Source organism: Methylobacterium frigidaeris (genome assembly GCF_022179185.1).
GTDB lineage: Bacteria > Pseudomonadota > Alphaproteobacteria > Rhizobiales > Beijerinckiaceae > Methylobacterium > Methylobacterium frigidaeris.
Window position 1 is genome coordinate 1 of the sequence record NZ_BPQJ01000042.1, and the last position, 23,904, is coordinate 23,904.

The following is a 23,904-nucleotide window of genomic DNA, read 5'->3' on the forward strand; positions in this document are numbered from 1 at the left end:
ATCGGCTCCTCGCCGGCCTCACGCCGCGACCGAGCGCACCCCTGAGTAATTACGCGCTATGTTCATAGCATTGTGTTGCGCTTGCCCTCTGCGGCGCCGATGCAAGGCGACATCTGCTTGGGCATTGACACTTCGCGAGTTTGAGCCCGGAAATAGGTGAAGGCCCCGCCACTGCTGACAACATTAAACAGAATTAGGGGTAGCCTTCGACTGCACCTATCTGACTATTCGTGACGGCATAGCCGGCGCCATCTCCTTGTGCAAAGCCTCCAGACACGTCTCAACGGCCTGGCGCAGCGAGATTACGTAGTAGTCCGCCCCCACTTGTCGACGCAGCGCTTGATCAGTGAGGATCGCATCCTCCGCAGGCCACAGGCCCACCAGAATTGGCTTGCCAGGCACCTTCTCCTGTAACCGCTGAAGCAGGTAGCGCAGGTGTGCTGGGTTCCCGCTGATGTCGAGGTAGGAGATGCACACCATCGCTACGCCCGTCACGTCGAGCGTGCGCACGTTATCGCGGCTCACCGCCTCGTGCGGCACGACCCGCGCTCCGAGGCCGTGCTTGCCGAGGAGCTGAGCCAGCATCGACGAGGCCGCCTCATCCAACGGCCCTCGCCCAGCGATGCACATAACGGGTGCCTCTCCTTGCCACACGGCTGGCCGCATCGCGGGCTCGGGTGCCTGGCCCGGTACATCCTCGTTCTTCGGGTGCTCCTTCTCGGCCAGCGACGCCTCGGCGCCCGCTTTGTCGGTTCCCGCAACCTCCGGCACCTCATCTGGGCGCTTGGCAAACTCCCTCACCAGCGATTGCGTCAGTTGCCGGATCGTGTCGAGCTGCTCAGTCTCGAGCACACCGCGCTGATAGTCGTTGGCTGCCAACTGCAGCGCCTTAAGCGCCACTTCATCGTAGTAGGACGACAGCGAGCGCTCTTTGAGCAACAGCTCGGCTTGTTCTTGCGCCTCGTCGGGGTCGCCCGCCAGCATGCGCTGATAGAAGTTCTCAACGGGCGTCAGAGGTGGTCGGTCGCCGAGCAGTACGTCGAGGAACTCCAACCGCTCGACGTGGCGGCCGAGCACCACCAGGCAGACGGTGAACGGCGTGGCCAAGATCAGCCCGATCGGCCCCCACAGGAAGCCCCAGAACAGGGTCGAGACGATTACCGCGAACGGTGACAGGCCCGTCGAGTGGCCGTAGAGCAGCGGCTCGACCACCTGCCCAAACAGGGGCTCGGCGATCAGGAACAAGGCTGCAGCCCAAATCGCCATCGACCAGCCTGGGTCAGCCGCGGCTGCGAGCGCCACAGGGAATACGCCCGAGATCAGCGCGCCGATGTAGGGCACGAAGCGCATCAGCGCCGAGAACACGCCCCACAGGATCGGGCTTGGCACCCCGATGAACCACAAGCCGATGCCCACGATTACGCCGAAGGCGGCGTTCATGCCGAGCTGGGCGAGGAAGAAGGTGCCGAGCCGCCCCGCAGCATCGTCCATCGCCATGGTGGTGCGGTGCAGGTCGTTCGAGCCGAACAGACGGATGAGCCGGTCGCGCAGGTCCTCACGCTGCATGAGGATGAAGATCACCACCACCAGCACGATGCCGACCGTGGTGAGCGGCGAGACGATTGGGCCGAGGACCTTCTCGGCTATAACGATCGGTGACGGGTCGGGCTCCTGCACCTTCACCAGCACGGGCTTGGGTGTCTGCCCGCCTGACTGAGCCACGGGGGTGTCGGTTGCCGCGGCTTGGTTGGAAGCCTCACTGACTTGGCGGTTGAAGCGGTGGATGAGTTCGTTGGCGCGCCCGAGCATTCCCTCCTGCAGGCCTGCCACCTTGCGCTGCACGGTGGTCTGGTACTCGGGCAGGTTCTTTGCGAGGTCGGCGACCTGCAGGCCGATGACGCTGCCGATGGACAGGATAATGCCGAGGGCGAGGAGCACAGCGGCGATGACGGAGGGCACGCGGCCGAGGTGGAAGCGGCGCAGGAGGTTGACGACGGGGGTGAGGACGAAGCTCAGCAGAACGGCGAGGACGAGAGGAATGAAGACTTCGCGAGCGAGATAGAGAGCGGCGACCACGACCACAGCGACGGCGAGGGTAGCAAGCCCGGAGGTGCCGGGCGTGGCGGGCGGAGGCACGCGGGTGGGATGAAGTGAGGCACGGCCGGGATCTCGTGACATACGCTGCTCCGGGAGGCTGCACCCAGCGGACGCCGGCTGAGGGCTCGCCGGTAACGCACCGAGCTGGTGCCTAGATCACCTCACATCGGCGAAAATTGCGGGGGCATGTTCAAGCACCTAATGCCCTCCCCGCAGGCCGGCCTCGTTCTGCCGAGCTCGACGTGAGATGAGAGCCGCCGAAACGGACCAGCTTGGCCCGCCACGGCCGCCAGGCAGCACTGGATCCAGCCGTACCTCGACGAACCTGGCGTGGCCGGACCTTCAGAGCCACGCGGCGGCGGGTCCAATGAGAGTTAGCTTGCGGCATTCACCTGAGTTCAGCTGAACTTGCGTTAGACCGCGATAGGGCTCCTAAACCAGATTGTTGGCCATCAGCCAGCGCTGAACGAGATCATCCTATCGGCTCACTGTGTGGCTGGGGCCTAATGGCCGGCGCGCTGTGAGGCTCGCTAGATGAACTTTCTACCTGAGATTGCTCCTCGGCTTCTTCGAGGCCGGGCGCATGCAGCTCCTGCGCGGGACCCTCGTGCCGTTTGGCCGCGATTCGACCGTTAAGCTTCGACGTGAGGTGCCCGGTGCGTTGGTCGTACGCCGCCTCGGAGAGCGCCTCAGTCTGGATCGTTGTGTCGGGCATGGGACAACTCACGTTCATTCGGATGAAATGCCCCTGCGGCCTGGCAGGTTCGCGCTGCTTCGATGTGCGAGGTGGCTGAGACGACAGACTGGCTATTTCTAGAGCTGCTATGACCCAAATTCCCCCTTCTTGGTTCGCACGTCCTGCCGCGACTGCGGCCGCTAATCTGATCGGATGCCGCCTTCTCGTCGACGGAGTGGGTGGCATCATCGTGGAAGCCGAAGCCTACGATCAATCCGACCCTGCCTCGCACAGCTTCTCGGGGCCGACACGGCGCAACGCCAGCATGTTCGGCCCGGCGGGGCACGCCTACGTGTACCGATCGTATGGGCTGCACTGGTGCATGAACATCGTCTGCGAGGTCGGCAGCGCGGTGCTCGTGAGGGCGCTCGCTCCGACGGTGGGGCTTGATCAGATGGCGGCACGTCGGCGCACGACGGCGCCACGCCTCCTCTGCTCCGGCCCGGGTCGCGTTTGCCAAGCCCTGGCCATTACCGGCGCGCACGATGGTTGGCCCATCGACCGCGCGCCCTTTCATCTTTCCGGGAGAGAGGGGCCGGTCATGGTCGTGTCTGGTCCTCGCATTGGCATCACGCGCGGCGCTCAAACGCCTTGGCGGTTCCTGCTCGCAGGTTCACGTTTCGCAAGCCGGCCACCGTCGCCTAATTAGACGTACTCGCCGTTGGAACCCGCTTCGCCGTCAATGGTTTCGAGACGGGCGACGACGGCCACGCTTACCTTCGGACCATACCAGCTCGCATTGTGACAATTGACCAGAGCTTCAAGCGCACGATCGACAATGGTGCCCCCCTCCCCCGCGATCCGCACGAGGCGCGTGACAAATCAAGAGTCGGGCCTTTCGCTCGGTGTTCAGCCCTCAGCGCAGGAACCGATCCAGGAAATGCTCAGTGCGCACAGCCGCGTCGAACTGAGCCGCTCCGGTAAAACCATGCCCGTGATCTGGGTAGATCTGGATCTCGTAAGGAGTGCCCTGCTCCTTGAGTAGGCGCTCAATGCTGTAGGCCTGGGACACCGGCACAATGGCATCCCGGGCGCCATGCAGAATCAAAGTCGGCGGCAGGCGTGGTCGCCGTGCAGCGAGATCCTCCGGCAGGGGACCGAAATAGTCCACTATGGCCTTCACACGCCCATCGGAGGCAGCCGTCTCGAGCGCCAACGCGGCACCGAGCGAGATGCCCACGATGCCGAGGCGTTCGGCATCAACGCCGGGTTGTTGCGCTAGCCAGCTCAACGCGTCGCGCACGATCCCGACCCAGAGTGGGAAGTCTTGCCTGAGCCTGCTATAGTTGACGCGCCGGTCGCCTGTGCGATCGAGGTAGTGCACGAAGGCGACATGATAGCCCGAAGCGGCTATGGTGCGTGCAGCGAGGCGGTAGCCATCCACAAAGGTCAGTCCATCAGCGCCGTGTAGGAGCAGGACGGCAGGTCCAGCGATGCTTAGACCGTTGTCTGGCGCGCCGAACCACTCGACCTCAATGTCCGTCTCTCCGCTTGCGAAGCTCAGCATTTCTAGATCCGTGTTCATGCATCGCGGGCAAGGCCGCTGGCGCCCAGGCAGCTTCAACTCTCACATGACAGAATGGATGCGCGCCGGTCTCGCCGGAGCGCATTCAGGACGTCCGGTGCAGAGCACAGGGTCCCGGAGGCTTCGATTGATCCATTTCAGGCCTTCGGTACCAAGCCTCGAAAAGCTCGTTCGTGCTTTCGAAGCAGAATCTTTCGCTGCGCGGCTCAACATTGATCGGCTTCTCACGAGATGGTCTGGGTTCAAAGGTAGTGCGGCGTTGGCCTAACCATTTCATGACCGGTTCGAGCAGGCGCCCCGGCCTTTTCGAGCGCCAGAGCCGGATCCCGCTCTGAACGTCACCGAACGAGATCGGATGGAGACGCTCGTAGCCCTTTTACGGCGTCCCGAAGCCTCATCGAGACGAACCTGGCAGAAGCTCGGACGTTGGCAATGCGGGTGATGCGGCCGGCGCGCTCGCCTCAATCTCCGGCCGGATAGGCATTCGGGCCGGAAGCCCGGACCGTGCGATGTCGCTAGAACATCGTTGGCCTCGCACCGAAGGTGATGGATGTGACGTTCTCCTTCAACAACACATATTCCCGGTTGCCTGACAGGTTTTTTGCCCGCGTTGATCCGACCCCGGTCAGCAACCCGTCGCTTATCGCGGTGAACCACGAGCTTGCAGAGCTGCTTCAGCTTGATCTCCAATGGCTCTCTAGCCGTGAGGGGGTCGACGTGCTCGCGGGCAACCGCGTACCGGATGGGGCCGAGCCGATCGCGGCCGCCTATGCCGGACATCAGTTCGGCCATCCCGTGCCGCAACTCGGCGATGGACGAGCCGTCCTGATCGGCGAGACGGTCGACCGGAACGGTGTTCGGCGCGACATCCAGCTCAAGGGCTCGGGTCGGACGCCCTTTTCCCGTGGCGGAGACGGGCGTGCGGCGCTGGGGCCGGTCATCCGCGAGTACCTCGTCAGCGAAGCCATGGCCGCGCTGGGCATACCGACAACGCGAGCACTTGCAGCCGTCGCTACCGGGGACAGAGTTGTCCGCGAGCGATCGCTTCCCGGAGCCGTGCTCACCCGCGTCGCCTCCAGCCACATCCGAGTCGGGACATTTCAGTATTTCGCCTTTCGACGTGACGTCGACGGCTTGCGGACCCTGGCTGACTACGTCATCGCCCGGCATTATCCGAGCGCGGCAGAAGCCGAGACCCCCTATCGGGTGCTTCTCGACGCGGTGGTCGCGCGTCAGGCCGATCTCGTCGCGAAGTGGCTGCTGGTCGGCTTCATCCATGGGGTCATGAACACGGACAACATGTCGATCTCCGGCGAGACGATCGACTACGGGCCTTGCGCCTTCCTTGATGCCTACGACCCGGCGACTGTCTTCAGCGCCATCGACCAGCTCGGCCGCTATGCCTACGGCAACCAGCCCCGCGTCGCACAGTGGAATCTGACCCGGCTGGCGGAAGCCTTGGTGCCGCTGCTTGCCGAGGATACCGAGGTTGCCATTGCGGCCGCCCAGGAGGTGCTCGCTGCGTTCGCGCCCCGGTTTGAGGCGGCGTTTCACGCTGGCTTGCGCCGGAAGCTCGGCTTATCGTCAGAGCGGGACGGCGACGTGGCGCTGGGCCAGGACCTGCTGGATCTGATGCGGGACAACCAGGCGGATTATACGCTGACACTCCGACATCTCGGGACGGCTGCCAGCGACCCGACGGGCGACGAGGGCGTCCGAAACCTGTTCGTTGACCCCACAGCCTACGACCGCTGGTCCCAACGCTGGCGCGGGCGCCTGGCCGAAGATCCCCATACGGTCGGGGAACGCCGGGTGGCGATGGATTTGGTCAATCCGAAGTTCATCCCGCGCAACCATCAGATCGAAGCGGTGATCGAGGCGGCGGTCGAGCGCGGCGACCTCTCGCCTTTTGCCGAGTTGCGGAGCGTGCTGAGCTCACCCTACGATGAGCAGCCGCAGTTCGAGGGCTACGCCGCGCCGCCGAGCGAGCAGCAGCGCGTCCTCCAAACATTCTGCGGGACATAACCCCCTGTCCATCTCGACAACGAAGTCGACCTGGCGCGAGATGCAGGCGTGGCCCAATCCTTATCATTAAGGCGTCAGATGGACTTTCCATGGCCGCGTCGTGCACGCGGCAGCGCCTCATGCTCTGGAGCCGCTCAATACGTGCGCCTGTTGGGAGCGAGGAACTCCGTTTCCCCTCTCCTCGCCAATCCGGGCTGACGTGAAACTCCTCCTTGCCTCGTTCCTCTTCGCGCCTGCGACTGGCGGCAGCGTGAACCCTTCTCCTCTCACTGGGCGGCATGTCCGCTGTAGGGGTCTTTTTGGTCGAGTTCGGGATGCATTCCTAACTATTCGACTTCGTCATAGCAGATCGCATCGCAAATGTGAGGCTTTAGCAGCCAATAATAAATCCGATCTGGGTAAACATCATTGCAAACTAATTCCTGTGTGCATTGTATGCTCACGCTCTCTGGAGAATCATAAGCCGATGAGGCTGCAACACGTCGATCAGTTGCGGGCGCTTGCCAGCACCGCGCCCCACATCCGAGCGGTCCTCTCGCCGCTTGCAGCACCACATCCCGCGCTATGGGCCTTCGTCGGCGCGGTGGCTGTGATCGATGCTGTGTGGCTGCGCATCGCTGGTATCGCTCTCGCTCCGCTGGGCTTCACGTTGCTCGCAGCCCTCACGCTAGCTCTGCTGCTTGCGGCAGTGTTCTGGAGTCGCGCCACCTCACATCCAACTCTCCGTGCGATGGCGCTCTCGTCTGCCTGCTTGATATCCGTGACGGGCAGCGTGGGAGTGCTTCATTACCTATCGGCGACGCTCGCATTCCCACTCGTGGATCCCATGATTGTCCATGTGGAGAGCGTGCTCGGTTTCGACTGGCGGGCGCACACAGCATACCTTGAGGGGCACCCCCACTTGTCTAGGATGCTAGCGCTTTCCTACCATTCTAGCGGACCGCAGATCGCGCTCGTGGTTATCGTCCTGGCCTCAACTCGCCGCATCAGTCGTCTCTGGGCGTTCGTGCGACTGTTTTCAGTCGCCCTGGCTTGTGTGGTGGTTCTTTCCGCGGTTTTACCGGCGGTAGGGCCGTATGTGTTCTACGCGGTTGATCCCTCTACACCGAATGGACTGGAGACCATCGGCGCCCTCTGGCACTTGGAGCCGCTGATAAATCTACGCAGCAGCACCATGCAGGTGATCGCTCTCAGCGAGATGCGTGGCTTGGCAACATTCCCCTCCTTTCACGTCAGCCTCGCCTTGATTACTGCGTGGGCTCTAGCATCCGTCCGATATCTCGGACTGGTAATCCTGTCGCTCAATATGGCCGTCATAGTGGCGACTTTGAGCGCGGGCGGACATTATCTCCCAGACGTCCTTGGAGGCGCAACGATAGGTCTCATGCTACTCATGCCCCGAATCGCTGCTTGGCACATTCGCACCTATACTGCTTTTACTCGCGCTAGTGCAAACTCACGGACGGATTTCATATACATACCACGCGCACGTTTTTCGCTGATGACACGCAGACCGGAGCGAGCGACCAGCCCACATACTCGGTCTAGCCATGGGGCGGGATTAGCGCGCTATTCAACTGGGATCTCCGAAGCGAAACAAATTCAGAGCTAGTCACGGTGCAGATCCAGCCGCATCAGAGGCTGAGGCGACGCACTTCAATAGTCTCCAATTCACGGGCACGCCGTGGATCGAGAACCTTACAGTCCAGGCTAACCTATTGGTTTGGCTGGGCCGAAGTGTAGCGCACTACCGATGCTGCGGCGCGTTTGGGACACAATGCACTGGGCTGTGGCGGAGGCATTGGCGGCGCGGTACCTGACGCCAGCGGAGTTTTGAGGAACGGTGTAGGCGAGGAGTCGTTGTGGCCCCAACGCCGCTTGGCCGGGGCGTCCGAGGAGCGATGATGGCGGCCGATCCGAAGCCACTGAAGCTGTGGGACCGCGACAAGGGCAAGGCGGTCGAGGAGTTCATGCCCGACCATCAGACCACCTACGAGACGCGGCCGCTGCGCGCGCCCGGCCAATGGCTGCGTGCCACTCCGCTCTTCGACAAGCTCTATGCGCTCTACCAGGACGCGCCCTGGACCAGGCGCAGCATCGCGCCGTTCGTGCGCGAGTACCACATCAACATGAGCGAGTTCGAGGAGCGCCGCTACCGCTCCTATGCAGACTGGTTCGTGCGCGAGTTCAAGCCCGGCAGACGCCGCTTCCCCGACGATCCGTCCCGGATGGGCGCACCGGCGGAGGCGCGCTACTTCGGCTGGGAGCAGTTCGGGCCCGACCAGCGCTTCCCGGTGAAGGGCCAGTCGCTCGCGGCCGCAGACATCCTTGGCAACGCCGAGCGTGCCAAGCCCTTCCTCGGCGGCCCAGTCCTGCTGATGCGGCTCTCGCCGGTTGACTACCACCACGTCCACTACCCAGACAATGGACGCACACTCGATCACGAGCGGCTGGGTCACAGCATCTGGACGGTGTCGTGGACAGCCGTACAGAACAAGCCAGACATCTATATTCGCAACGAGCGCCAGGTGAATATCCTGCAGACCGAGCATTTCGGCAGGCTCGGCTTCGTCGAGTTCGGGGCGCTCACTGTTGGTCGCATCGTCCAGCGCCACCCCCTCGACCGGCCGTTCAGGCGCGGTGCCCAGAAGTCGGTGTTCAAGTTCGGCGGGTCGGCCGTGGCGATCTTCGGGGAGCCGGGCGCGTGGCGTCCCTGCGACGACATCTTGGAGCATACCCCCGAAGGTATGGAGACTATCGTTCGCTTGGGTGAGCCCGTAGCGGAGAAGCTCCTAAGCGACCCCGATCTCAGGGTTCCGTCCCCGGGGCTGGCAGGAGACAACCAATGACGCAGGGCACGCACGAAGATTGCGTCCCGCCCTGGTGGCAGGACGCCGTCATTTATCAGGTTTACCTTCGCTCGTTTCAGGACAGCGACGGTGACGGGGTTGGTGACCTAGCCGGCGTCATCGCCCGCCTCGATTACATCGTTGCGCTGGGTGCCGACGCCCTCTGGCTCTCGCCCTTTCATCCTTCGCCGCTGCACGACGGCGGCTACGACATCGAGGACTTCACCAGTGTCCACCGCCTCTTCGGCGACCTCGACACCTTCGACCGGCTCCTCACCCAGGCGCATCGGCGCGGGCTCAAGGTCGTCCTCGACTTCGTCCCGAACCACACCTCCGATCGACACCCCTGGTTCCTCGAGAGCCGCGCGACGCGCGAGAACCCGCGACGTAACTGGTACGTATGGCGAGATCCGGCCGCCGGTGGCGGGCCGCCGAACGGCTGGCGGTCGATGATGGAAGGTTCGGCCTGGACCCGAGATCCCGCCAGTGGCCAATACTACTATCACGCCTTCCTGCCCGAGCAGCCGGACTTGAACTGGCGCAATCCCGAGGTGAAGTCCGCCATGGACGGTGTGCTGCGCTTCTGGCTCGACCGGGGCGTGGACGGCTTCCGGGTCGACGCCGTGCCCCACCTCGTCGAAGATGACCTCCTGCGAGAGGATCCGCCGGGCGAGCTGGCGGGCGAAGGACTACCGGTGCAGGCCGGGGTTCGACACGCCTTCACCTCGGACCGGCCCGAGACCCACGCCGTCGCAGCCGCGTGGCGTCGCCTCCTCGACGGTTACAAGGACCGCCTGCTGATTGGCGAGGCCCACCTGCCGGCCGAACGGGTCATGCGCTACTACGGTCTCGGCAGCCCGGCCTTCCACCTGCCCTTCAACTTCGTCCTGCTGAACACGGCCTGGGATGCACGGGCCCTTGCAGCCGCCCTAGATCAGTACCGGAATCTGCTGCCTCCCGGTGCCTGGCCGAACTGGGTGCTGGGCAATCATGACGAGCAGCGCCTGGCGAGCCGGATCGGCCGGGAACAGGCGCGGGTCGCAGCGATGCTCGCCTTCACGGCCGGGGGCACGGCTTTCGTCTATAACGGCGACGAACTCGGGCTTGAGGACGTCGCGATAGCGCCGCACGAGGCGCATCACCCTGACGTGAGCGGCGACAGAGACCCACAGCGCACGCCAATGCCATGGGATGCCGCTCCGAACAGCGGCTTTACAACGGGGACGCCATGGTTGCCGCTCGGGGAGGCGAACGGGGCGCGAAACGTCGCCGCGCAGGATGCGGACCCTCATTCGAGTCTCACCCTTTATCGCCGCCTGATCGCGCTGCGGCGCGCGCACCCTGCTCTGGTCCGGGGCCGGTTTAGGCCCAAGTCTGGCGATGGCACGGTGCTATCGTATGAACGGGAGGGCGACGGCGCCCGCTTCCTCGTGACGCTTAACATTGGCGGGGATGCCGCGAGCGCAAAGCTTGGCGAGCCGTGCGAGCTGCTGCTCTCGACGCAGCTGGACCGCGAGGGCGATCGCTGCAACGGAGAGTTAATCCTACGGCCGAACGAGGGCGTGGTGTTCAGGCTTCGCCCAAGCTGAACTAGAGGTTTGAGCCAGGGAATAGCGAGCTAGACACGGCAAACCGCCTAGGAACATCGCGAGAAGGTTGATGTTGATCGGATTCCTACGAAGAGGAGGCGCCCGGATGTCTGCACGTTCGCCGGCACGACCGACAGCGCCAGGACATGCCCTCCGGCCTCCACCAACACCACGCGCGTGCGGGCGATCCGTGGCTCCCTCCGCCGGCAATCAGCCTGACGCGATGCCTGAAGACAGGCCATAAGAGCCTCGAAGCGCATCAGATGGAGGCGGCAATGGCCGTGCTGGCCCCTCTACCCCATGTCATCAACATCGGAGGCATTTCGAAGGTCCGCATGGGATAGCGGTGCTGCTCCATGAGAGCGGAAGCTGTCGCGCTGGGCTCAGAATGCGCCAGGACCGACGGGGCGACGCAGCAGCAGCCAGGCAGCAGGACGCCCCTCGAACGCGCTGTACGATGCTCCTGGCGCGTTGCGCTTACTGCCCGCCTTCTCCTCGACGGCTGGGGCAAAGGAACAAAATCGCGGCCGCGGGTCTGTCGCTGGTACGCCGCCAACATTTCCCTGCGCCCGTAGCTTATAGCAGCAGCGAAGCCCCGGAAGGCTCCACTGCTGCTTTACACATCGATCAGCGCAGCAGCTGGAGGATGCTCTGTCTGGCGTACTAGCCAGGGATAGCGACGACAACGCCAGTGACTGCCAGGTCGACAAGCCCTGCGAGTTCGTTGCCCCATCTTTCATGTCTGGGCTTGTGAGGTTAGCTGCGGACATCATTGCGCGCTGAGCAGCAAGCGCAACGTGGATGCACTTGGCATTTTCCGTTAAACGGAAGCGTTAATGGTGGACTCTATCAGCTCCATGGCAATCGCCAGCCTCTATAAGTCTGCTATGCGCCAATTTCGGACCTTCAACAAAGGCTGCCTGAAAGTTCGCTCGACGCTCGTTGACAGCCCTTCGAAGTCAGCAATTACCATGTCCTGCTGAACGAGAGCGGGAGAACTCGCCAGCGCGCACCTCAGTGGGGAGAGCACCGCGGGACGCTCTCGCCAGAAGGTATCAGCGACCGGCGATCAAGCCACCGTCGACGTGCATGATCTCGCCGGTCGAGAAGGCGGCATCTTCGAGGTAGAGCACGGCCCGGACGATGTCTTCGACCGTGCCCACGCGGTTCATCGGGTGGAAGGCCGCCAGGGCTTCGGAGTTTGCCGGGTCGTGCATCGGCGTCATGATCACACCAGGAGCGACCGCGTTCGCCCGGATGCCCTGCTTCGCGTATTCGATCGCAAGAGCGCGAGTGGCCGAGTTCAGGCCGCCCTTCGTCAGCATCGCGATGATGGCCGGGGCGCGCGAACTGGCGAATTCGGCGGTCGAGGCCGTGATCTGGATGAGGTGACCGCTGCCCTGCTTGAGCATCACCGGAACGACCTGCTGCGTCGTGAAGAAAAATCCGTCGAGGTTGGTCCGCAGCTTCAGCCGGTAGTCCTCCTCGGTGTAGTCGGTGAAGGGCTTGCCGATGAAGATGCCGGCATTGTTCACGAGCGTGTCGATGCGGCCGAACCTCTCGAGGGCTGCAGCGACGACGCGCTTCCCGGTGGCGGGATCGCCGATGTCGCCGGCGACCGTCACGACGTCCGGATCGACCGAGGGCTGGATCTTGCGCGAGGTGGCGACCACGCCGTAGCCGCGGGCGCGGAAGCCTTGCACGATGCCCTCGCCGAGCCCCTGGGAGGCGCCGGTGACGATCGCGACCTTCCTGATAACCGACATCGCTGAACCTCTTGCTGTCTGTCCGGTGGCCAGCCTGTACGGCGCTGTCGCGAGCGAAAAAATTCGCTATTTTCGATCAATGGCTGATAAAAAACGCACAGAGATCGACTGGCAGGACGTGCGGATCTTTCTGGCCCTCGCGCGGCACGGCAGCTTGTCCGCCGCAGCGCGGACGCTGTCCGTGAACCATGGAACGATCGCGCGGAGGCTCCGCTCCCTCGAGGAGAGCGTGGGCGAAAAGCTCGTCGAGCGGCGGGCCGATGGCTACGTCCTGACGCCAGCCGGAGCGCAAGTTCTCCAAGCTGCGAGCGACATGGAGCAAGCAGCCCAGACCCTTGGTCGCGGCCTGATGGATGGAGCGTCCAGCGGCCTGGTCCGCATCAACGCGCCGCCCGCCTTGTCGACCGGCTTTCTCACGTCACGCCTGGCGACGGTGGTCTTGCGGCACTCGAAGATCGACGTCGAGCTGGCGGCCGATCACCGCTCAGTCAGCTTGGAGCGGCATGAGGCCGACATCGCCATCCGCTTCGGGAAACCTGAGGACGGTGATGTCCTCGCACGACCGCTCGTGACCGTCGGGTACGGGTTCTATGGAACGGAGGACGCCTGCCGGTCGGTGGAGGCGGGAGCGGATCCGGTCTTCATCGGGTTCGACGAAGCGGATGCCTATCTGCCCGAGGCAACCTGGATGGCGCGACACTTCCCGCGCGGGCGTCTCGCCTTTCGCGTGGCCAATCAATTCGCGCAGTCGATGGCCGCGAGATCGGGCGCCGGACTGGCGCTCCTGCCTCATTACATTGGCCGCAGCGACCCCCTCCTGAGGATCTGCGATCTGGGACCGGTACCCGCGAGCAAGGACATCTTTCTGCTGACCCGCAGGCGCGACAGAGACGATCGGACGATTCGCGTCGTTGTGGATGAAATCGTTGCAATATTCCATCAAGAATTAGATATATTCAATTAATTATATACATGATAAGTGCGACATGCACAATCCACGGATAAATCCGAATATAATCTTGGTGCAAGCGTATCAATCCGGCTCTCCAGGCGCGTGCGGAGCAGCCGGATCGACCGATGTCGAGGGCGCGGGCTCACACTGGATGTGAGCCGCGAGCGCCGTCATCCCTTATGGCCGAACCGGCCGTGTCTCCGCTTCGACCGGCGGCTTCACGTCGTAGGAGATGCGTCCGGCAGGCAGGAAGAACAGGGCGATGAGCGCGCCGCCCTTGACTTCCGGATAGTGATGGCTGCCCGGCCCCGGCGCCGTCCAGCCGGCGTGGCACCAGCCGCTCGGCCCGGCGAGCACGGCCGTCTCGTCGAGCGGCACCACCATGTTCAGCTCGCCGTAGGGATGGCCGTGGTAGTCGCCACGGAAGCTCGTCTGCGCATCGCCGGGCTCTTCGTCGTGGTCGTCGATGACCATCCGGCCGTCCTGGCTGTCCATGTAGACGGCGGTGATGCTGAAGTTCAGCGTCCGCTCGGTCGGGTCGCACAGCCGGCTGCGGCGGTAGCGCCGCCCCCCTACCTCAATGTTAGCCGCCCAGCCCTCCTCGATCCCCTGCTTGATCAGCCGAGACAGGTCCTCGTAGAGGGCGCTGCCGGGTCCGTAGGTCTCGTTGAGCCAGCGTTCCACCTCAGGGCCCGCGGTCATGTTCTTGACCTCGTCGAGGAAGGGGATGCTCCGCTCGATCAGCTGCTCGCGTCCGTTCATCTCACTCTCCCGTGTCACGCGCCGGCGGCGCCTCGAAACCGTGGAAGCTCGCGAAGGCCTCGACCGGCGCGCGCTCCATCACCCCGCGGCGCGAACCCGCCGCGGTGTCGCAGAACCCGAGCGCCATGCCGCACACGACGATGTCTTGAGGCGCGATGGGGAGGTGCCGGCGCAGCACGCGGTGGTACTTCGCCAGCGTCTCCTGCGGGCAGGTGTCGAGCCCTCGCACCTTGGCGGCCAGCATCACGTTCTGCAGGAACATGCCGAGATCGAGCCAGCTGCCCGTCTCCAAGCGACGGTCGATCGTCACGATCAGGCCGACCGACGCACCGAAGAACTCATAGTTCCTGGCGGTCTGCGCCGCCCGTCCGGCTGCGTCGTCCTGAGCGATGCCGAGCGCGCCGTAGAACACCCGGCCGAATTTCTGCTTGCGGCCCTGGTACAGGGCGGGAAGGTCCGGCGCGTAGTAGGTGTACTCGGAGGCGTGCTGCGCAGCCTCCCGCGCGTGCGTCGCCTGAATGTCGGCGCAGATCCGGGCCTTCGCGGCGCCGGCCAGGGCGTGGACCCGCCAGGGCTGGGTGTTGGCACCGCTCGGCGCGTAGCTTGCGGCCTCCAGGATGGCGTGGACGGTCTCGTGGGGGACGGGCCTGTCAATGAAGAAGCGGTTGGCGTAGCGGCCCTTCATCACGCGGTCGAACGCCTGGACGAGGTCGGGATCCGTCATTGCTCACCCCCGCTTGACCAGCGGGCAGTTGCCGGCCGAGAGCGGCCGGAACGCGTCCTCACCCGGGATCGTCTCCAGGAGCTTGTAGTAGTCGAAGCGGCCCTTGCTCTCGGACGGCGCCTTGACCTGCATCAGGTGGATGTCGCGCACGAGACGCCCGTCCTCGCGGATCCGGCCGTCGCGGGTCATGAAGTCGTTGACCGGCATCCGGCGCATCTGCGCCGCGACGGTCGGGCCGTCATCCGTGTTCGCGGCGGCCATCGCCTTCAGGTAGTGCGTGACTGCGCCGTAGGTGCCGGCATGGATCATCGTCGGCACCTTGTTGGTGCGCGCGACGAAGCGCTGCGACCAGGCCCGGGTCTCGTCGTTCAGGTCCCAGTAGAAGGCGGTGCTCAGGATCAACCCCTGCGCCGCCGCCAGGCCGAGGCCGTGGATGTCGGCGATGAAGACGAGCAAGCCGGCCAGGGTCTGGCCCGACTGCACGACCCCGAACTCAGCCGCCTGCTTGAGCGCCAGGATGAGGTCGCCGCCCGCATCCGCCAGCCCGACGACCTGCGCCCCCGACCCTTGCGCCTGCAGGAGATAGGAGGAGAAGTCCGCGCTGCCGATCGGATGGCGCACCGAGCCGAGCACGCGACCGCCCGCCGCCTGGATCACCCGCCGACTGTCCTCCTCGAGCTGCGTGCCGAGCGCGTAGTCGGCCGTGACGAAGTACCAGGATTTCCCGCCGCGCCGGGTGACCGCCCGCGCGGTGCCCTGTGCGAGCGCGTAGGTGTCGTAGGTCCAGTGGATGCCGGTAGGCGAGCAGGCATCTCCGGTGAGCCGCGAGGTCGCCGCCCCCGAGGCCAGGAAGATCCGTCCGCGCTCGCGGGTGATGTCCTGCACCGCAAGCGCGATGGCGGAGTTCGGCACGTCGACGATGACCTTGACGTCGTCCGCATCGAGCCAGCGGCGCGCGAGGGCTGCGCCGACATCCGTCTTGTTCTGGTGGTCGGCGGAGACCACCTCGATCGGACGCCCGAGGACGCGGCCACCGAAATCCTCGACCGCCATGCGCGCGGCGACGACCGAGCCGCTGCCGCCATTGTCCGCGTAGAGCGAGGACAGATCGGTGAGGACCCCGATCTTCACCGGTGGTTCGCCCTGCGCGGCGGCCGGGGAGAGGGCGAGCCAGAGGCCCGTGAGGGCCAGCGATCCCCCCTTGAGAAGGCGTCGGGCATGGGCGAGTGCAACCGGCATGGCACGTTCCCTTCGAGGATGAGGAACGATGCCCGGCCGGGAGGCTCTTGCGGAAGTGCAAGTTCGCCAATCTCATTATGACTGGCATTCATCGCGCGGAACGAGGGGGGCGGGCATGGCGAGGAATGCCGGGACGCGGGCGAGCATCCTGAACCGGCTCGACCTGAACCTGATCCGGCTCTTCGACGCGGTGATGCGCGAGCGTCACGTCGCGCGGGCCGGCCAGTCCCTGGGCTTGAGCCAGTCGGCGGTGAGCCACGGCCTGCGTCGCCTGCGGACGCTGATCGGCGACGACCTCTTCGTGCGGACGGTGCGGGGCATGGAGCCGACCCCGCGGGCACTGGCCATCGCCGTGCAGGTACGCGACGCACTCACGGCGATCGAGGGTGCGATCGGCCGGCAATGCTTCGACCCGACGAGTTCGACGCGGCAGTTCCGGCTCGCCGCGACCGATCACGTCACGGCCGTCGTCGCCCCTTCCCTGGTCGGGATCGTCGAGACGGAGGCGCCGCTGGCGTCCATCCTGATCCGGCCCGCGACGCGGATCGACCTGACCATGCAGGTCGATCTCGGCCAGATCGACATCGCCGTCGGCCTGTTCTCGCAGATCCCGCACCGCCTCCACGCCCGGACCCTGTTCGAGGACCGCGACGTCCTCGTCACCGCGCCCGATCATCCGGACGCGGGAGGCGCGATTGACATCCGCACGCTGGCCCGCGATCCGCTGGTGGTCGTCACCGTCGGCGGGAGCGAGGACGGCGTGCCGGACGGACACCTCTCGGAGCGCGGCCTGACGCGGCAGACCGAGATGTTCGATCGCGATGCCCTCAACCAGGCGTTCAAGTCGGCGGGCCTGGTGCCTCGCCTCTCTGTCCTCCAGCCGCATTTCCTGGCGGTGCCGAGCCTCATCGCGCATTCGCGCCGCGTGGCGATCGTCCCGGCCTCGCTGGCGCGAGCCTTCGAGGCAGCCGGCGTGGCGCGCGCATCCACGCCACCCTGGAACCCGCGTCCGATGACCGTGCAGATGGTCTGGCACGAACGGTGGACCCAGGATCCGGCCCATAACTGGCTTCGCGAGGTCCTGTTCCGCGCCAGTCGAGGCGTTGCCGACATCGTCGGGGATGACCGGCACGGATCGCCAAAGTCTTCCGTACGGCGATGATGCGAGGTCGGGGTCGCCGCACGGGCCGACCCGCTCGTGCCTGCGGCCGGTCCGCGGCGCGACAGCACCGATCTCCGGATGCTGTCGTCCGGCCGGCGGATCAGGCGTGATTCCCGCATCCGCAACCCGGCGCATGCGTGCCGCCGGGCCAGCGGGACGCGCGGATCACGCTGCAGAAGTTCCCTCGGCGGAAGCTCGGCTCCTTGTCGGCGATCACGTCGGCCTTCACGTTGCCGAAGGTGGTGTCGGGCTTGTGCTTGATGCCGTCGTAGAAGGCCTGGATGATGTCCTCCTTGAAGCCCGGCGTGCGGGGATGGGCTGTTACGACCGCCTCGCGCTCCGCGTCGGAATACTCGCCGTAGGTCAGGCCGAGCACGTCCATCTCGACGCCGGCCGTGACCAGGGCGACCACCGGGTGCATGTGGACCGGGATGCCGGGCGTGGTGTGGAGCGCGATGGCCGTCCACACCGTGTAGACGTCCGCCTCCGGCACGCCGTGCGCCTTCAGGAAGGCGCGAGCGGCGTTGGCACCGTCCACCTCGAAGCGCTCCGTCGCGCTGCTGTGATCCGGCATCAGGCCGACATCGTGGAACATGGCGCCGGCATAGAGAAGCTCGCGGTCGAAGGTCAGGCCGCGATGGAGGCCGGCGAGCGCCCCGAACTGATAGACCCGGCTCGAATGGTTGAAGAGCAAGTCCGTTTCGGTGTCGCGGACGAATTCGGTGATCGCCTTGGCGAGGGCCGTATCGGGAATGGCAGCCTCGGACGGGATGGTCATGGCGCGTCTCCTTTGCGCTGAGCCTCCCGATGAGCTACCCAGCACCGCATATGGCATCAATCGCCTTGTCGCGATGATTTCTGCCATCGTGCATACATCGTCAGCCACGGAAACCCGAATGCTTCCCCGATCCGTCGCCGTCCTCGCCCTTCCGGGTGCCCAGCTCCTCGACGTGGCCGGTCCGCTCGACGTCTTCGCCGAGGCGAACGCCCAGAGCGGCCGGGACGTCTACGATCTGGCGATCGTGGGGACGGAGCCCGGTCCTATCGTCACCTCGTCCGGGCGCGGCTTGGTCGCGGATCTGGTCGCGCCCGAGGCCGAACCGACGCGCTTCGACACGCTCCTGGTCGCGGGCGCACCCCGGATCCAGGACCTCGCGGTTCGGTCCGACCTGCTGGAGTGGCTCGGCCGGGCCGCGGCGCAGTGCCGGCGCTACGGCTCGGTCTGTAGCGGCGCCTTCCTCCTCGGGCAGGCCGGCCTGCTGGACCGCCGCCGGGTCACGACGCATTGGGCCGTGGCGGAGGCGCTGGCCGAGCGGTACCCCGACGCCATCGTCGAGCCCGACGCGATCTGCCTGTTCGACGGACCGTTGCGCACCGCGGCCGGTGTCACGGCCGGGCTAGACCTCGCTCTGGCGCTCGTGGAGGAGGATCTGGGCGCCGAGATCGCCCGCCGGGTCGCGGCCCAACTCGTCATGTTCTTCAAGCGCGGCGGCGGCCAGATGCAGTTCAGCCGTCGCGGCGTGAGTGCCCCGACCGGCCGCTCGGTCCTGCAGGAGGTGCAGCGGTGGGTGGCGGCTCATCCCGCCCAGGATCACGGCGTCGACCGTCTGGCCGAGCGAGCCGGAATGAGTCCCCGCCATTTCGCGCGCCTGTTCCGGGTCGAGACCGGCCTTACGCCCGCCGCTTACGTAGAGACCGTCCGGATCGAGGCCGTGCGGCACCTTCTCGAAACCGGGGATGCCGCCTTGAAGCAGATCGCGGGCGCCTGCGGCTTCCGCGACGCCGACACGCTGCGGCGCGCGTTTATGCGCCGGGTCGGCACGACGCCGGCCGAGTACCGACGTCGGCACGCGGGGGCCTGACCTGGGTTCCAGTCCAGTGTGCCCACCGGACCACCGGGTCGAGACAGCAGCGAAGCCTCGAAAGTCTCCGCTGCTGACGCCCGCGTCGATCAGCACAACAGCTGAAGGTTACACTGGTTGGCCTGGCTCGCCAGACACAACGAGGACATCGCCAGGGACTGCTGGGTCGCCAAGGCCTGCGAGTTCGCCGCCTCTTCGTTCATGTCGGCGTTCGTGAGGTTGATCAACCGGCGGATCAGCGTCAAGCCCGGCCCCGGCGGCAGCCAACGTACCGGCCGGGTCGGGCCTTACCGCGATGGAGCTGTCGGGCAGGCATCAGGTGCGGGCCGCAGCCGGGGCAGACCTAACACTCCTCCAGGGCGCGATCGTGCGCTGGTCGGCATCTTTGACCTCTCATCCACCTTCCTTGACCAAGTTCGCGTATCAAATAGCTACTCCCGGAGTACCAAGAGCAAGTTTCTTAGCGAGGTCTTCACGATGCTGCAAGTTAGCAGAATTTGGTTTCGTGCCAACCAAATTCGCAAGAAGGTTTAGGTTCACGGGCCGAAGAATAATTCGTGCCAATTTGCTGTCGCCATGCGGATCAAGTAGCGCAACAGCTTGCTCGCGCGCAAGCGTGTCAAGCGCGGGATATAAAATAACTGCCTCTCGCGATACTCCCTTGCAGCTCAATGCGTACAAAGCAAGCTGGTAGAGCATCTCCCGCGGCAATCGCGTTTCCCAAAGATCTCTATATTTGGCGTCAAGGACTGCAACCACAGTATTTCCGTCTTTGATTAAGAAATCGGGCCGCGGCGCAGGAGCTCTGCGCCGAAGTGGGTTCATGTTTGTTTCCCAGGCGAACATCCCCTTCAAAACGCGCTCGTTTTCTATGTGCAGAGCTGGCAAATTCTCGGATAGGAACCGAGAGAGGAGTGTCTGGAAAAAGCGGTTCATATCAAAAAGAAAGCCGGGCAATGGGACGAGTGCATCGCCCGTCTCTAATGAGGTCCCTGCGCCTTCCAGCAGTAGACGGGCAATCCGCAAGCATGGATGGTAAGCGCGATGGCGCCGATCCATGATTGCCTCAGTGGCATCTAACGCGGATAACGTGAGTGCGATCCGAGGTGTGACTACTTCCAACGATCGCGCCAGGCGTCCGGCGCGGTGGCGGAGCGTGGGATCGATGGAGAGCTTGCGTCCTAAATCGATGGCGCCCAGCAGTATCACGTTGATCGGGTTCGCCTCTGACCGGGGATGATGAACGCAGGGCAACACCGCATGTGCGCGACCTATCACGTTTGCGAGTGCCGCGAAATCGAGGCGGCCCTTTGGGCTGGCGAGGTTCTCGGGGCTCCGGATGTAGTCCCGGTACAAGCCTCTCGCGAACAGTTCTTCTGCTTCGTTAACCAGCTGGCTAATAAGCAATTCACGAATACCACCAAGAACTGCAGCGTGTGTCGTCTTCTCGTGGAGCTGGAGGTCGCGCAGGCCATAGGCATACTGCAACAAGGTAGCAAGAGGCGCCCGTTGTAGCTTCGGTTCGACCGTTATGATGAGATCATCCAGTTCGAGGCGGCCAACCCACGAACTCGTGCGAACAAGTAGCCCTCGCGAAAGCTCGAGGATCTCCAACCTACCACTGCTCGCGAGCGCATCACAGGTCGCGCGCAGGCGATCTGAAATACACCGTCCGGAGAGTTCCGGAATGCCGGGTCCCCGCTCGGACCACTCCGGTACGCGCAGTTCCACGAAGGCCGTCAGGGGGCGTCATCCTGTTCGTCGTCGGGATCGATTTCGGGGGCATCCTCGGCATGAGCGACAGCACCGAGCGTCGTCACGATGTCCGGGAATTGCGCTACTAGCGCAGCGAGCAGATCTTCGACCCGACCAGCCAAGAAAAGATCGGATCGAACTTTCTGGTTCGCGCTGTCAATCAAGCCTTTACCGAGTATACGTTCAAGCGCTTCGTAATCCTCGTAGCAGTACTCCTCTAGCAGAGGTATGATGTCTTCTGCGATGATGCGAGCGAGCCGTACTGGATCGGAGACCGGCTGTCCCCGATCCATGAGGTAGGCATGGCCGACCTGAAGATTGCGCGCATCGCGTCCGACATGCTCTCGGATGCGCGCATTTAGGTTTCTAAGCCAAGGGCCAAGCGGCACCCCACCGGTCACGGCATCGGCCAGGATCTGAGTGTCTGGAAGGAGTTCAACGAAGCCGAAGCGCCGTCGAAGCGCTGTATCGAGAAGGGCGATCGACCGGTCCGCTGTGTTCATCGTGCCGATAATTCTTACATTGGCAGGAACTGAGAACACCTCCCCCGATACGGGCAGATTAAGCGAGTGGCCACGTTTATCCATCTCAAGCAACGTAATGAGCTCTCCGAAAATCCTCGGTATGTCTCCGCGGTTGATTTCGTCCACCAGTAGATAGAATTCGCGGTCAGGATGTTCGGCAGCCTCCCTACAAAGGCGCTTGAACATTCCATCTCGCCGCTCAAACGAGAGCTGTCCCGATGATCCGGACGTTGGCCGGAACCCCTCTAGAAAATCCTCATAGCCATAGCTTGGATGAAACGTGCATGATCTTACCAGGGCTGGGCCGCCATTTCCTTCTATTTCGGCCTGCTCAGTCTCATTGATAGCATCGTAGTGTGCACCGAAGGCCGCGAGCGCAGCTAGGTCTCTGGCTGCCTTGCGTGCCCAGTACGTCTTTCCCGTTCCCGGCGGCCCGTAGAGTATCGCCTGCCCCTTCCGGTCCAAAATACCCTGAAGGCGCCCGGGCACTCCGTCCAGCCGCACCTTCGCCCTGGTCCGCGCGGTCGCAGGAACGACAACTGACGGGGGCTCGGGCGCAGGATTGAGCAAGCGTCCTTCAATCGCGACGCGGTTCTCAGGATCTCGGATGGGGTAAAAAGTGGTCCGTAATCCTTCGTTAGAGCGTGGCAGGCTCCACTCAGCAGCGTCCAGCCATTCAACTGCTCTGCGGTGAGGGGCGGCCCCCAACCCGTGAGGATCGTAGCTGTAGGGCCCGCTTACCTTACCAATACCGAGTACACGTGAGCCGTCCGCAGCCAGCACGATGTCGCCCTCGTCCATGCCGAATAGAAAGCTGAACACCTCTCCAGCCTTGCGCGAAGCAACCTGAGGAGAGGCTGCGTAATACGTCAAAGCACTCATACGCCGCTTAAGCTCATCCTTGCTCTCGCGTTTCTTTTCTACCCAACTCAAGTCGCCGAGATCCTCCCAACCTATGGCAACGTTGCCCGCATGCCTCATCAGCTCCCAGATGCTCACATCAGCCTGACCGTTTGACGTCACGCGCGTGCCGACACGCCATACGCGCCGAGGCTTTCCGTTAGCTCGGTTCAAGATGGTCCCGAGATGGCTAAGAGGCACTCCCAACTCAGCAGCCATGCTGACGAAGCGTCCGGCGGGTATATATTTGCCTCTGCCACTTGGCGGTATCTGAAGAGTTTTTACAAGGTGAAAATCATGGAATTCGTCTGAATGATAATCGTCTAGTTTCGTATGATGCAGCAGACTTAGGTACTTGTGCCCCCAAGCGCTGTCCTGAACATCAGGCGCGACCTCCTCCATTCTCTTCTGCAAGCCGGCATAGTCTTCGTCAGAGCCGCCCTCGGAAAAGCTATCCAGGAGGGCCGATGCCGCTACTAGTTGGTCGCGATGCCGTCTCGCGATGCCTATAGCATCCTCAGTCGACAGCTCGATTTGCTTAGCAGCGTGACCTGTCATCCAGACGCCCGTTTCCTTGCGCCTGTAGATCCCAAATTTTAATGCACTACCGCCAGCAATGCTACCAAATACTCCTGGCAAATCTTCGTCGTCTTTAAACTCCAGCCAGTACACAAGACTATCGCGGCTTCCATGGAGGTGCATAGTCTCCAGAAGATTAGGACCGTCGAGTTCTTGTAGCTTTTGTGGTCCAAATCTTTCCCGGAAGAGGGTGTAGCATTCTGCTAGCTTCGTCTGCGAAAGAAGCGCACCCTCTTCTTCCAGGGCTTCACGCGCATTTCGGAGCTTTGATCTAACGGGTTCGGCTAATGTCATGGCCACCTTACCGCGACAGGGACACGCCTCAGTTAGCGTTTGGTAGTTGTGTCCGCCGTCGCTTCCTCACTGCATATCATCACAATACCGTAGCCGAGTGACAGGTGCCAGTTTCGGCCCGTCAAGGCATCGTCGTCAGTCCCAACAGGGCCTTCCAGCGCCGTGGCCAGCGCCGGCACGGGATTGCCTCGTGCCGGAGCCTCCCTTAATCCGCGACCTTGAGGTCGTTCACATTCACATCGCCATCCTGGGTGGTGAAGCTCGGTGCCCGGCCGTTCGACTGGGAGACGCCGCTGATGCGGTGGTCGCCACTATCGTAAGTGGCCAGCTTGCCGTCGGTCTCGACGAGGAGCCGCTGCTTATCGGGGAAGAACGCGTAGCGCATACCGTCCTGACCGCCGCTGGTCGAGGGCTGGCCGAACTCCTGAGGCCACCAGGGCTCCGAGCCCTTCATCGGCTTCATGGGCTTCATCGGTTCCATCGCGCTCGATCCACTAGCGGGATGTCTGAAGCCAACGTTACGCTCGAAGCGCCGAAATGTTTCCCAAAAAGCCAGGACGACGA

At 63.8% G+C, this 23,904-nt stretch carries 18 protein-coding genes and 1 pseudogene; 8 read left to right on the plus strand and 11 right to left on the minus strand.

Features of this window, described 5'->3' with window-relative positions; translation table 11 throughout:
• Positions 1 to 216: 216 nt before the first annotated feature.
• Entirely contained in the window at positions 217 to 2,178 is a 1,962-nt protein-coding gene (locus MFF64_RS28680) for an AI-2E family transporter (protein WP_238192959.1), read from the minus strand.
• Positions 2,179 to 2,921: 743 nt separating this feature from the next.
• Here MFF64_RS28680 and MFF64_RS28685 point away from each other — a divergent pair.
• Positions 2,922 to 3,482: a DNA-3-methyladenine glycosylase gene (locus MFF64_RS28685; protein WP_238192960.1), complete on the plus strand. Its 561-nt coding sequence runs from the start codon at positions 2,922 to 2,924 to the stop codon at positions 3,480 to 3,482.
• A gap of 207 nt (positions 3,483 to 3,689) precedes the next feature.
• Here the strand turns inward: MFF64_RS28685 and MFF64_RS28690 are convergent, their stop codons facing one another.
• Positions 3,690 to 4,340 (minus strand): dienelactone hydrolase family protein, encoded by a 651-nt coding sequence (locus tag MFF64_RS28690; protein ID WP_099900703.1) that lies wholly within the window; start codon positions 4,338 to 4,340, stop codon positions 3,690 to 3,692.
• Between the two features lie 564 nt (positions 4,341 to 4,904).
• Between MFF64_RS28690 and MFF64_RS28695 the strand changes: the two genes are divergently transcribed.
• The 4 genes from MFF64_RS28695 (at position 4,905) to MFF64_RS28710 (ending at position 10,821) form a co-directional block, all read left to right on the plus strand.
• Entirely contained in the window at positions 4,905 to 6,383 is a 1,479-nt protein-coding gene (locus tag MFF64_RS28695) for a protein adenylyltransferase SelO (protein ID WP_238192961.1), read from the plus strand.
• A gap of 826 nt (positions 6,384 to 7,209) precedes the next feature.
• Positions 7,210 to 7,995: a phosphatase PAP2 family protein gene (locus MFF64_RS28700; protein WP_238192995.1), complete on the plus strand. Its 786-nt coding sequence runs from the start codon at positions 7,210 to 7,212 to the stop codon at positions 7,993 to 7,995.
• Positions 7,996 to 8,284: 289 nt separating this feature from the next.
• Positions 8,285 to 9,232: a phosphatidylserine decarboxylase gene (locus tag MFF64_RS28705; protein ID WP_238192962.1), complete on the plus strand. Its 948-nt coding sequence runs from the start codon at positions 8,285 to 8,287 to the stop codon at positions 9,230 to 9,232.
• Positions 9,229 to 10,821, plus strand: coding sequence for an alpha-amylase family glycosyl hydrolase (locus tag MFF64_RS28710; protein ID WP_238192963.1), 1,593 nt, complete (start codon positions 9,229 to 9,231; stop codon positions 10,819 to 10,821). Before MFF64_RS28705 ends, MFF64_RS28710 begins: the two co-directional genes overlap by 4 nt.
• Before the next feature lie 1,055 nt (positions 10,822 to 11,876).
• Here MFF64_RS28710 and MFF64_RS28715 read toward each other — a convergent pair.
• Positions 11,877 to 12,587 (minus strand): SDR family NAD(P)-dependent oxidoreductase, encoded by a 711-nt coding sequence (locus MFF64_RS28715; protein WP_238192964.1) that lies wholly within the window; start codon positions 12,585 to 12,587, stop codon positions 11,877 to 11,879.
• On the opposite strand from MFF64_RS28715, the gene MFF64_RS28720 reads away from it, so the two are divergent.
• Positions 12,556 to 13,551: a LysR family transcriptional regulator gene (locus MFF64_RS28720; RefSeq protein ID WP_238192965.1), complete on the plus strand. Its 996-nt coding sequence runs from the start codon at positions 12,556 to 12,558 to the stop codon at positions 13,549 to 13,551. The genes MFF64_RS28715 and MFF64_RS28720 overlap by 32 nt on opposite strands.
• 165 nt (positions 13,552 to 13,716) lie before the next feature.
• Here the strand turns inward: MFF64_RS28720 and MFF64_RS28725 are convergent, their stop codons facing one another.
• From MFF64_RS28725 to MFF64_RS28735, 3 genes are read right to left on the minus strand one after another with little or no spacing between them, the layout of a single operon-like run.
• Positions 13,717 to 14,301, minus strand: coding sequence for a DUF4863 family protein (locus MFF64_RS28725; RefSeq protein WP_238192966.1), 585 nt, complete (start codon positions 14,299 to 14,301; stop codon positions 13,717 to 13,719).
• A 1-nt stretch (position 14,302) separates the two neighbouring features.
• Complete coding sequence (locus MFF64_RS28730; RefSeq protein WP_238192967.1) at positions 14,303 to 15,025, minus strand: nitroreductase; 723 nt, start codon at positions 15,023 to 15,025, stop codon at positions 14,303 to 14,305.
• Between the two features lie 3 nt (positions 15,026 to 15,028).
• A complete protein-coding gene (locus MFF64_RS28735; RefSeq protein WP_099901795.1) occupies positions 15,029 to 16,264 on the minus strand; it encodes an ABC transporter substrate-binding protein in 1,236 nt (411 codons plus the stop codon).
• A 115-nt stretch (positions 16,265 to 16,379) separates the two neighbouring features.
• Between MFF64_RS28735 and MFF64_RS28740 the strand changes: the two genes are divergently transcribed.
• Positions 16,380 to 17,426, plus strand: a complete 1,047-nt coding sequence (locus tag MFF64_RS28740; protein WP_238192968.1) for a LysR family transcriptional regulator — start codon at positions 16,380 to 16,382, stop codon at positions 17,424 to 17,426.
• Positions 17,427 to 17,526: 100 nt separating this feature from the next.
• On the opposite strand, the gene MFF64_RS28745 is transcribed toward MFF64_RS28740, so the two are convergent.
• Positions 17,527 to 18,204, minus strand: coding sequence for an HD domain-containing protein (locus MFF64_RS28745; RefSeq protein WP_238192969.1), 678 nt, complete (start codon positions 18,202 to 18,204; stop codon positions 17,527 to 17,529).
• Between the two features lie 118 nt (positions 18,205 to 18,322).
• Between MFF64_RS28745 and MFF64_RS28750 the strand changes: the two genes are divergently transcribed.
• Positions 18,323 to 19,288: a GlxA family transcriptional regulator gene (locus tag MFF64_RS28750; RefSeq protein WP_238192970.1), complete on the plus strand. Its 966-nt coding sequence runs from the start codon at positions 18,323 to 18,325 to the stop codon at positions 19,286 to 19,288.
• Between the two features lie 89 nt (positions 19,289 to 19,377).
• On the opposite strand, the pseudogene MFF64_RS28755 reads toward MFF64_RS28750, so the two are convergent.
• The 4 genes and pseudogenes from MFF64_RS28755 to MFF64_RS28770 form a co-directional block, all read right to left on the minus strand.
• Positions 19,378 to 19,509: pseudogene (locus MFF64_RS28755) on the minus strand (flagellin); the annotation flags it as partial.
• Positions 19,510 to 19,711: 202 nt separating this feature from the next.
• A complete protein-coding gene (locus tag MFF64_RS28760) occupies positions 19,712 to 20,902 on the minus strand; it encodes an McrC family protein (RefSeq protein ID WP_238192971.1) in 1,191 nt (396 codons plus the stop codon).
• Positions 20,903 to 21,027: 125 nt separating this feature from the next.
• Positions 21,028 to 23,340, minus strand: coding sequence for a DUF8426 domain-containing protein (locus MFF64_RS28765; protein ID WP_238192972.1), 2,313 nt, complete (start codon positions 23,338 to 23,340; stop codon positions 21,028 to 21,030).
• A 205-nt stretch (positions 23,341 to 23,545) separates the two neighbouring features.
• The gene (locus MFF64_RS28770; RefSeq protein ID WP_238192973.1) at positions 23,546 to 23,821 is read right to left on the minus strand and encodes a hypothetical protein; all 276 of its coding nucleotides are present in this window, start codon (positions 23,819 to 23,821) and stop codon (positions 23,546 to 23,548) included.
• Between the last annotated feature and the right edge of the window lie 83 nt (positions 23,822 to 23,904).

Coding starts and splice junctions, on each gene's coding strand:
- MFF64_RS28680 (WP_238192959.1), bottom strand. CDS start 2,178: ATGTCACGAGATCCCGGCCGTGCCTCACTTCATCCCACCCGCGTGCCT.
- MFF64_RS28685 (WP_238192960.1), top strand. CDS start 2,922: ATGACCCAAATTCCCCCTTCTTGGTTCGCACGTCCTGCCGCGACTGCG.
- MFF64_RS28690 (WP_099900703.1), bottom strand. CDS start 4,340: ATGCTGAGCTTCGCAAGCGGAGAGACGGACATTGAGGTCGAGTGGTTC.
- MFF64_RS28695 (WP_238192961.1), top strand. CDS start 4,905: ATGGATGTGACGTTCTCCTTCAACAACACATATTCCCGGTTGCCTGAC.
- MFF64_RS28700 (WP_238192995.1), top strand. CDS start 7,210: ATGATTGTCCATGTGGAGAGCGTGCTCGGTTTCGACTGGCGGGCGCAC.
- MFF64_RS28705 (WP_238192962.1), top strand. CDS start 8,285: ATGATGGCGGCCGATCCGAAGCCACTGAAGCTGTGGGACCGCGACAAG.
- MFF64_RS28710 (WP_238192963.1), top strand. CDS start 9,229: ATGACGCAGGGCACGCACGAAGATTGCGTCCCGCCCTGGTGGCAGGAC.
- MFF64_RS28715 (WP_238192964.1), bottom strand. CDS start 12,587: ATGTCGGTTATCAGGAAGGTCGCGATCGTCACCGGCGCCTCCCAGGGG.
- MFF64_RS28725 (WP_238192966.1), bottom strand. CDS start 14,301: ATGAACGGACGCGAGCAGCTGATCGAGCGGAGCATCCCCTTCCTCGAC.
- MFF64_RS28730 (WP_238192967.1), bottom strand. CDS start 15,025: ATGACGGATCCCGACCTCGTCCAGGCGTTCGACCGCGTGATGAAGGGC.
- MFF64_RS28735 (WP_099901795.1), bottom strand. CDS start 16,264: ATGCCGGTTGCACTCGCCCATGCCCGACGCCTTCTCAAGGGGGGATCG.
- MFF64_RS28740 (WP_238192968.1), top strand. CDS start 16,380: ATGGCGAGGAATGCCGGGACGCGGGCGAGCATCCTGAACCGGCTCGAC.
- MFF64_RS28745 (WP_238192969.1), bottom strand. CDS start 18,204: ATGACCATCCCGTCCGAGGCTGCCATTCCCGATACGGCCCTCGCCAAG.
- MFF64_RS28750 (WP_238192970.1), top strand. CDS start 18,323: ATGCTTCCCCGATCCGTCGCCGTCCTCGCCCTTCCGGGTGCCCAGCTC.
- MFF64_RS28765 (WP_238192972.1), bottom strand. CDS start 23,340: ATGACATTAGCCGAACCCGTTAGATCAAAGCTCCGAAATGCGCGTGAA.
- MFF64_RS28770 (WP_238192973.1), bottom strand. CDS start 23,821: ATGGAACCGATGAAGCCCATGAAGCCGATGAAGGGCTCGGAGCCCTGG.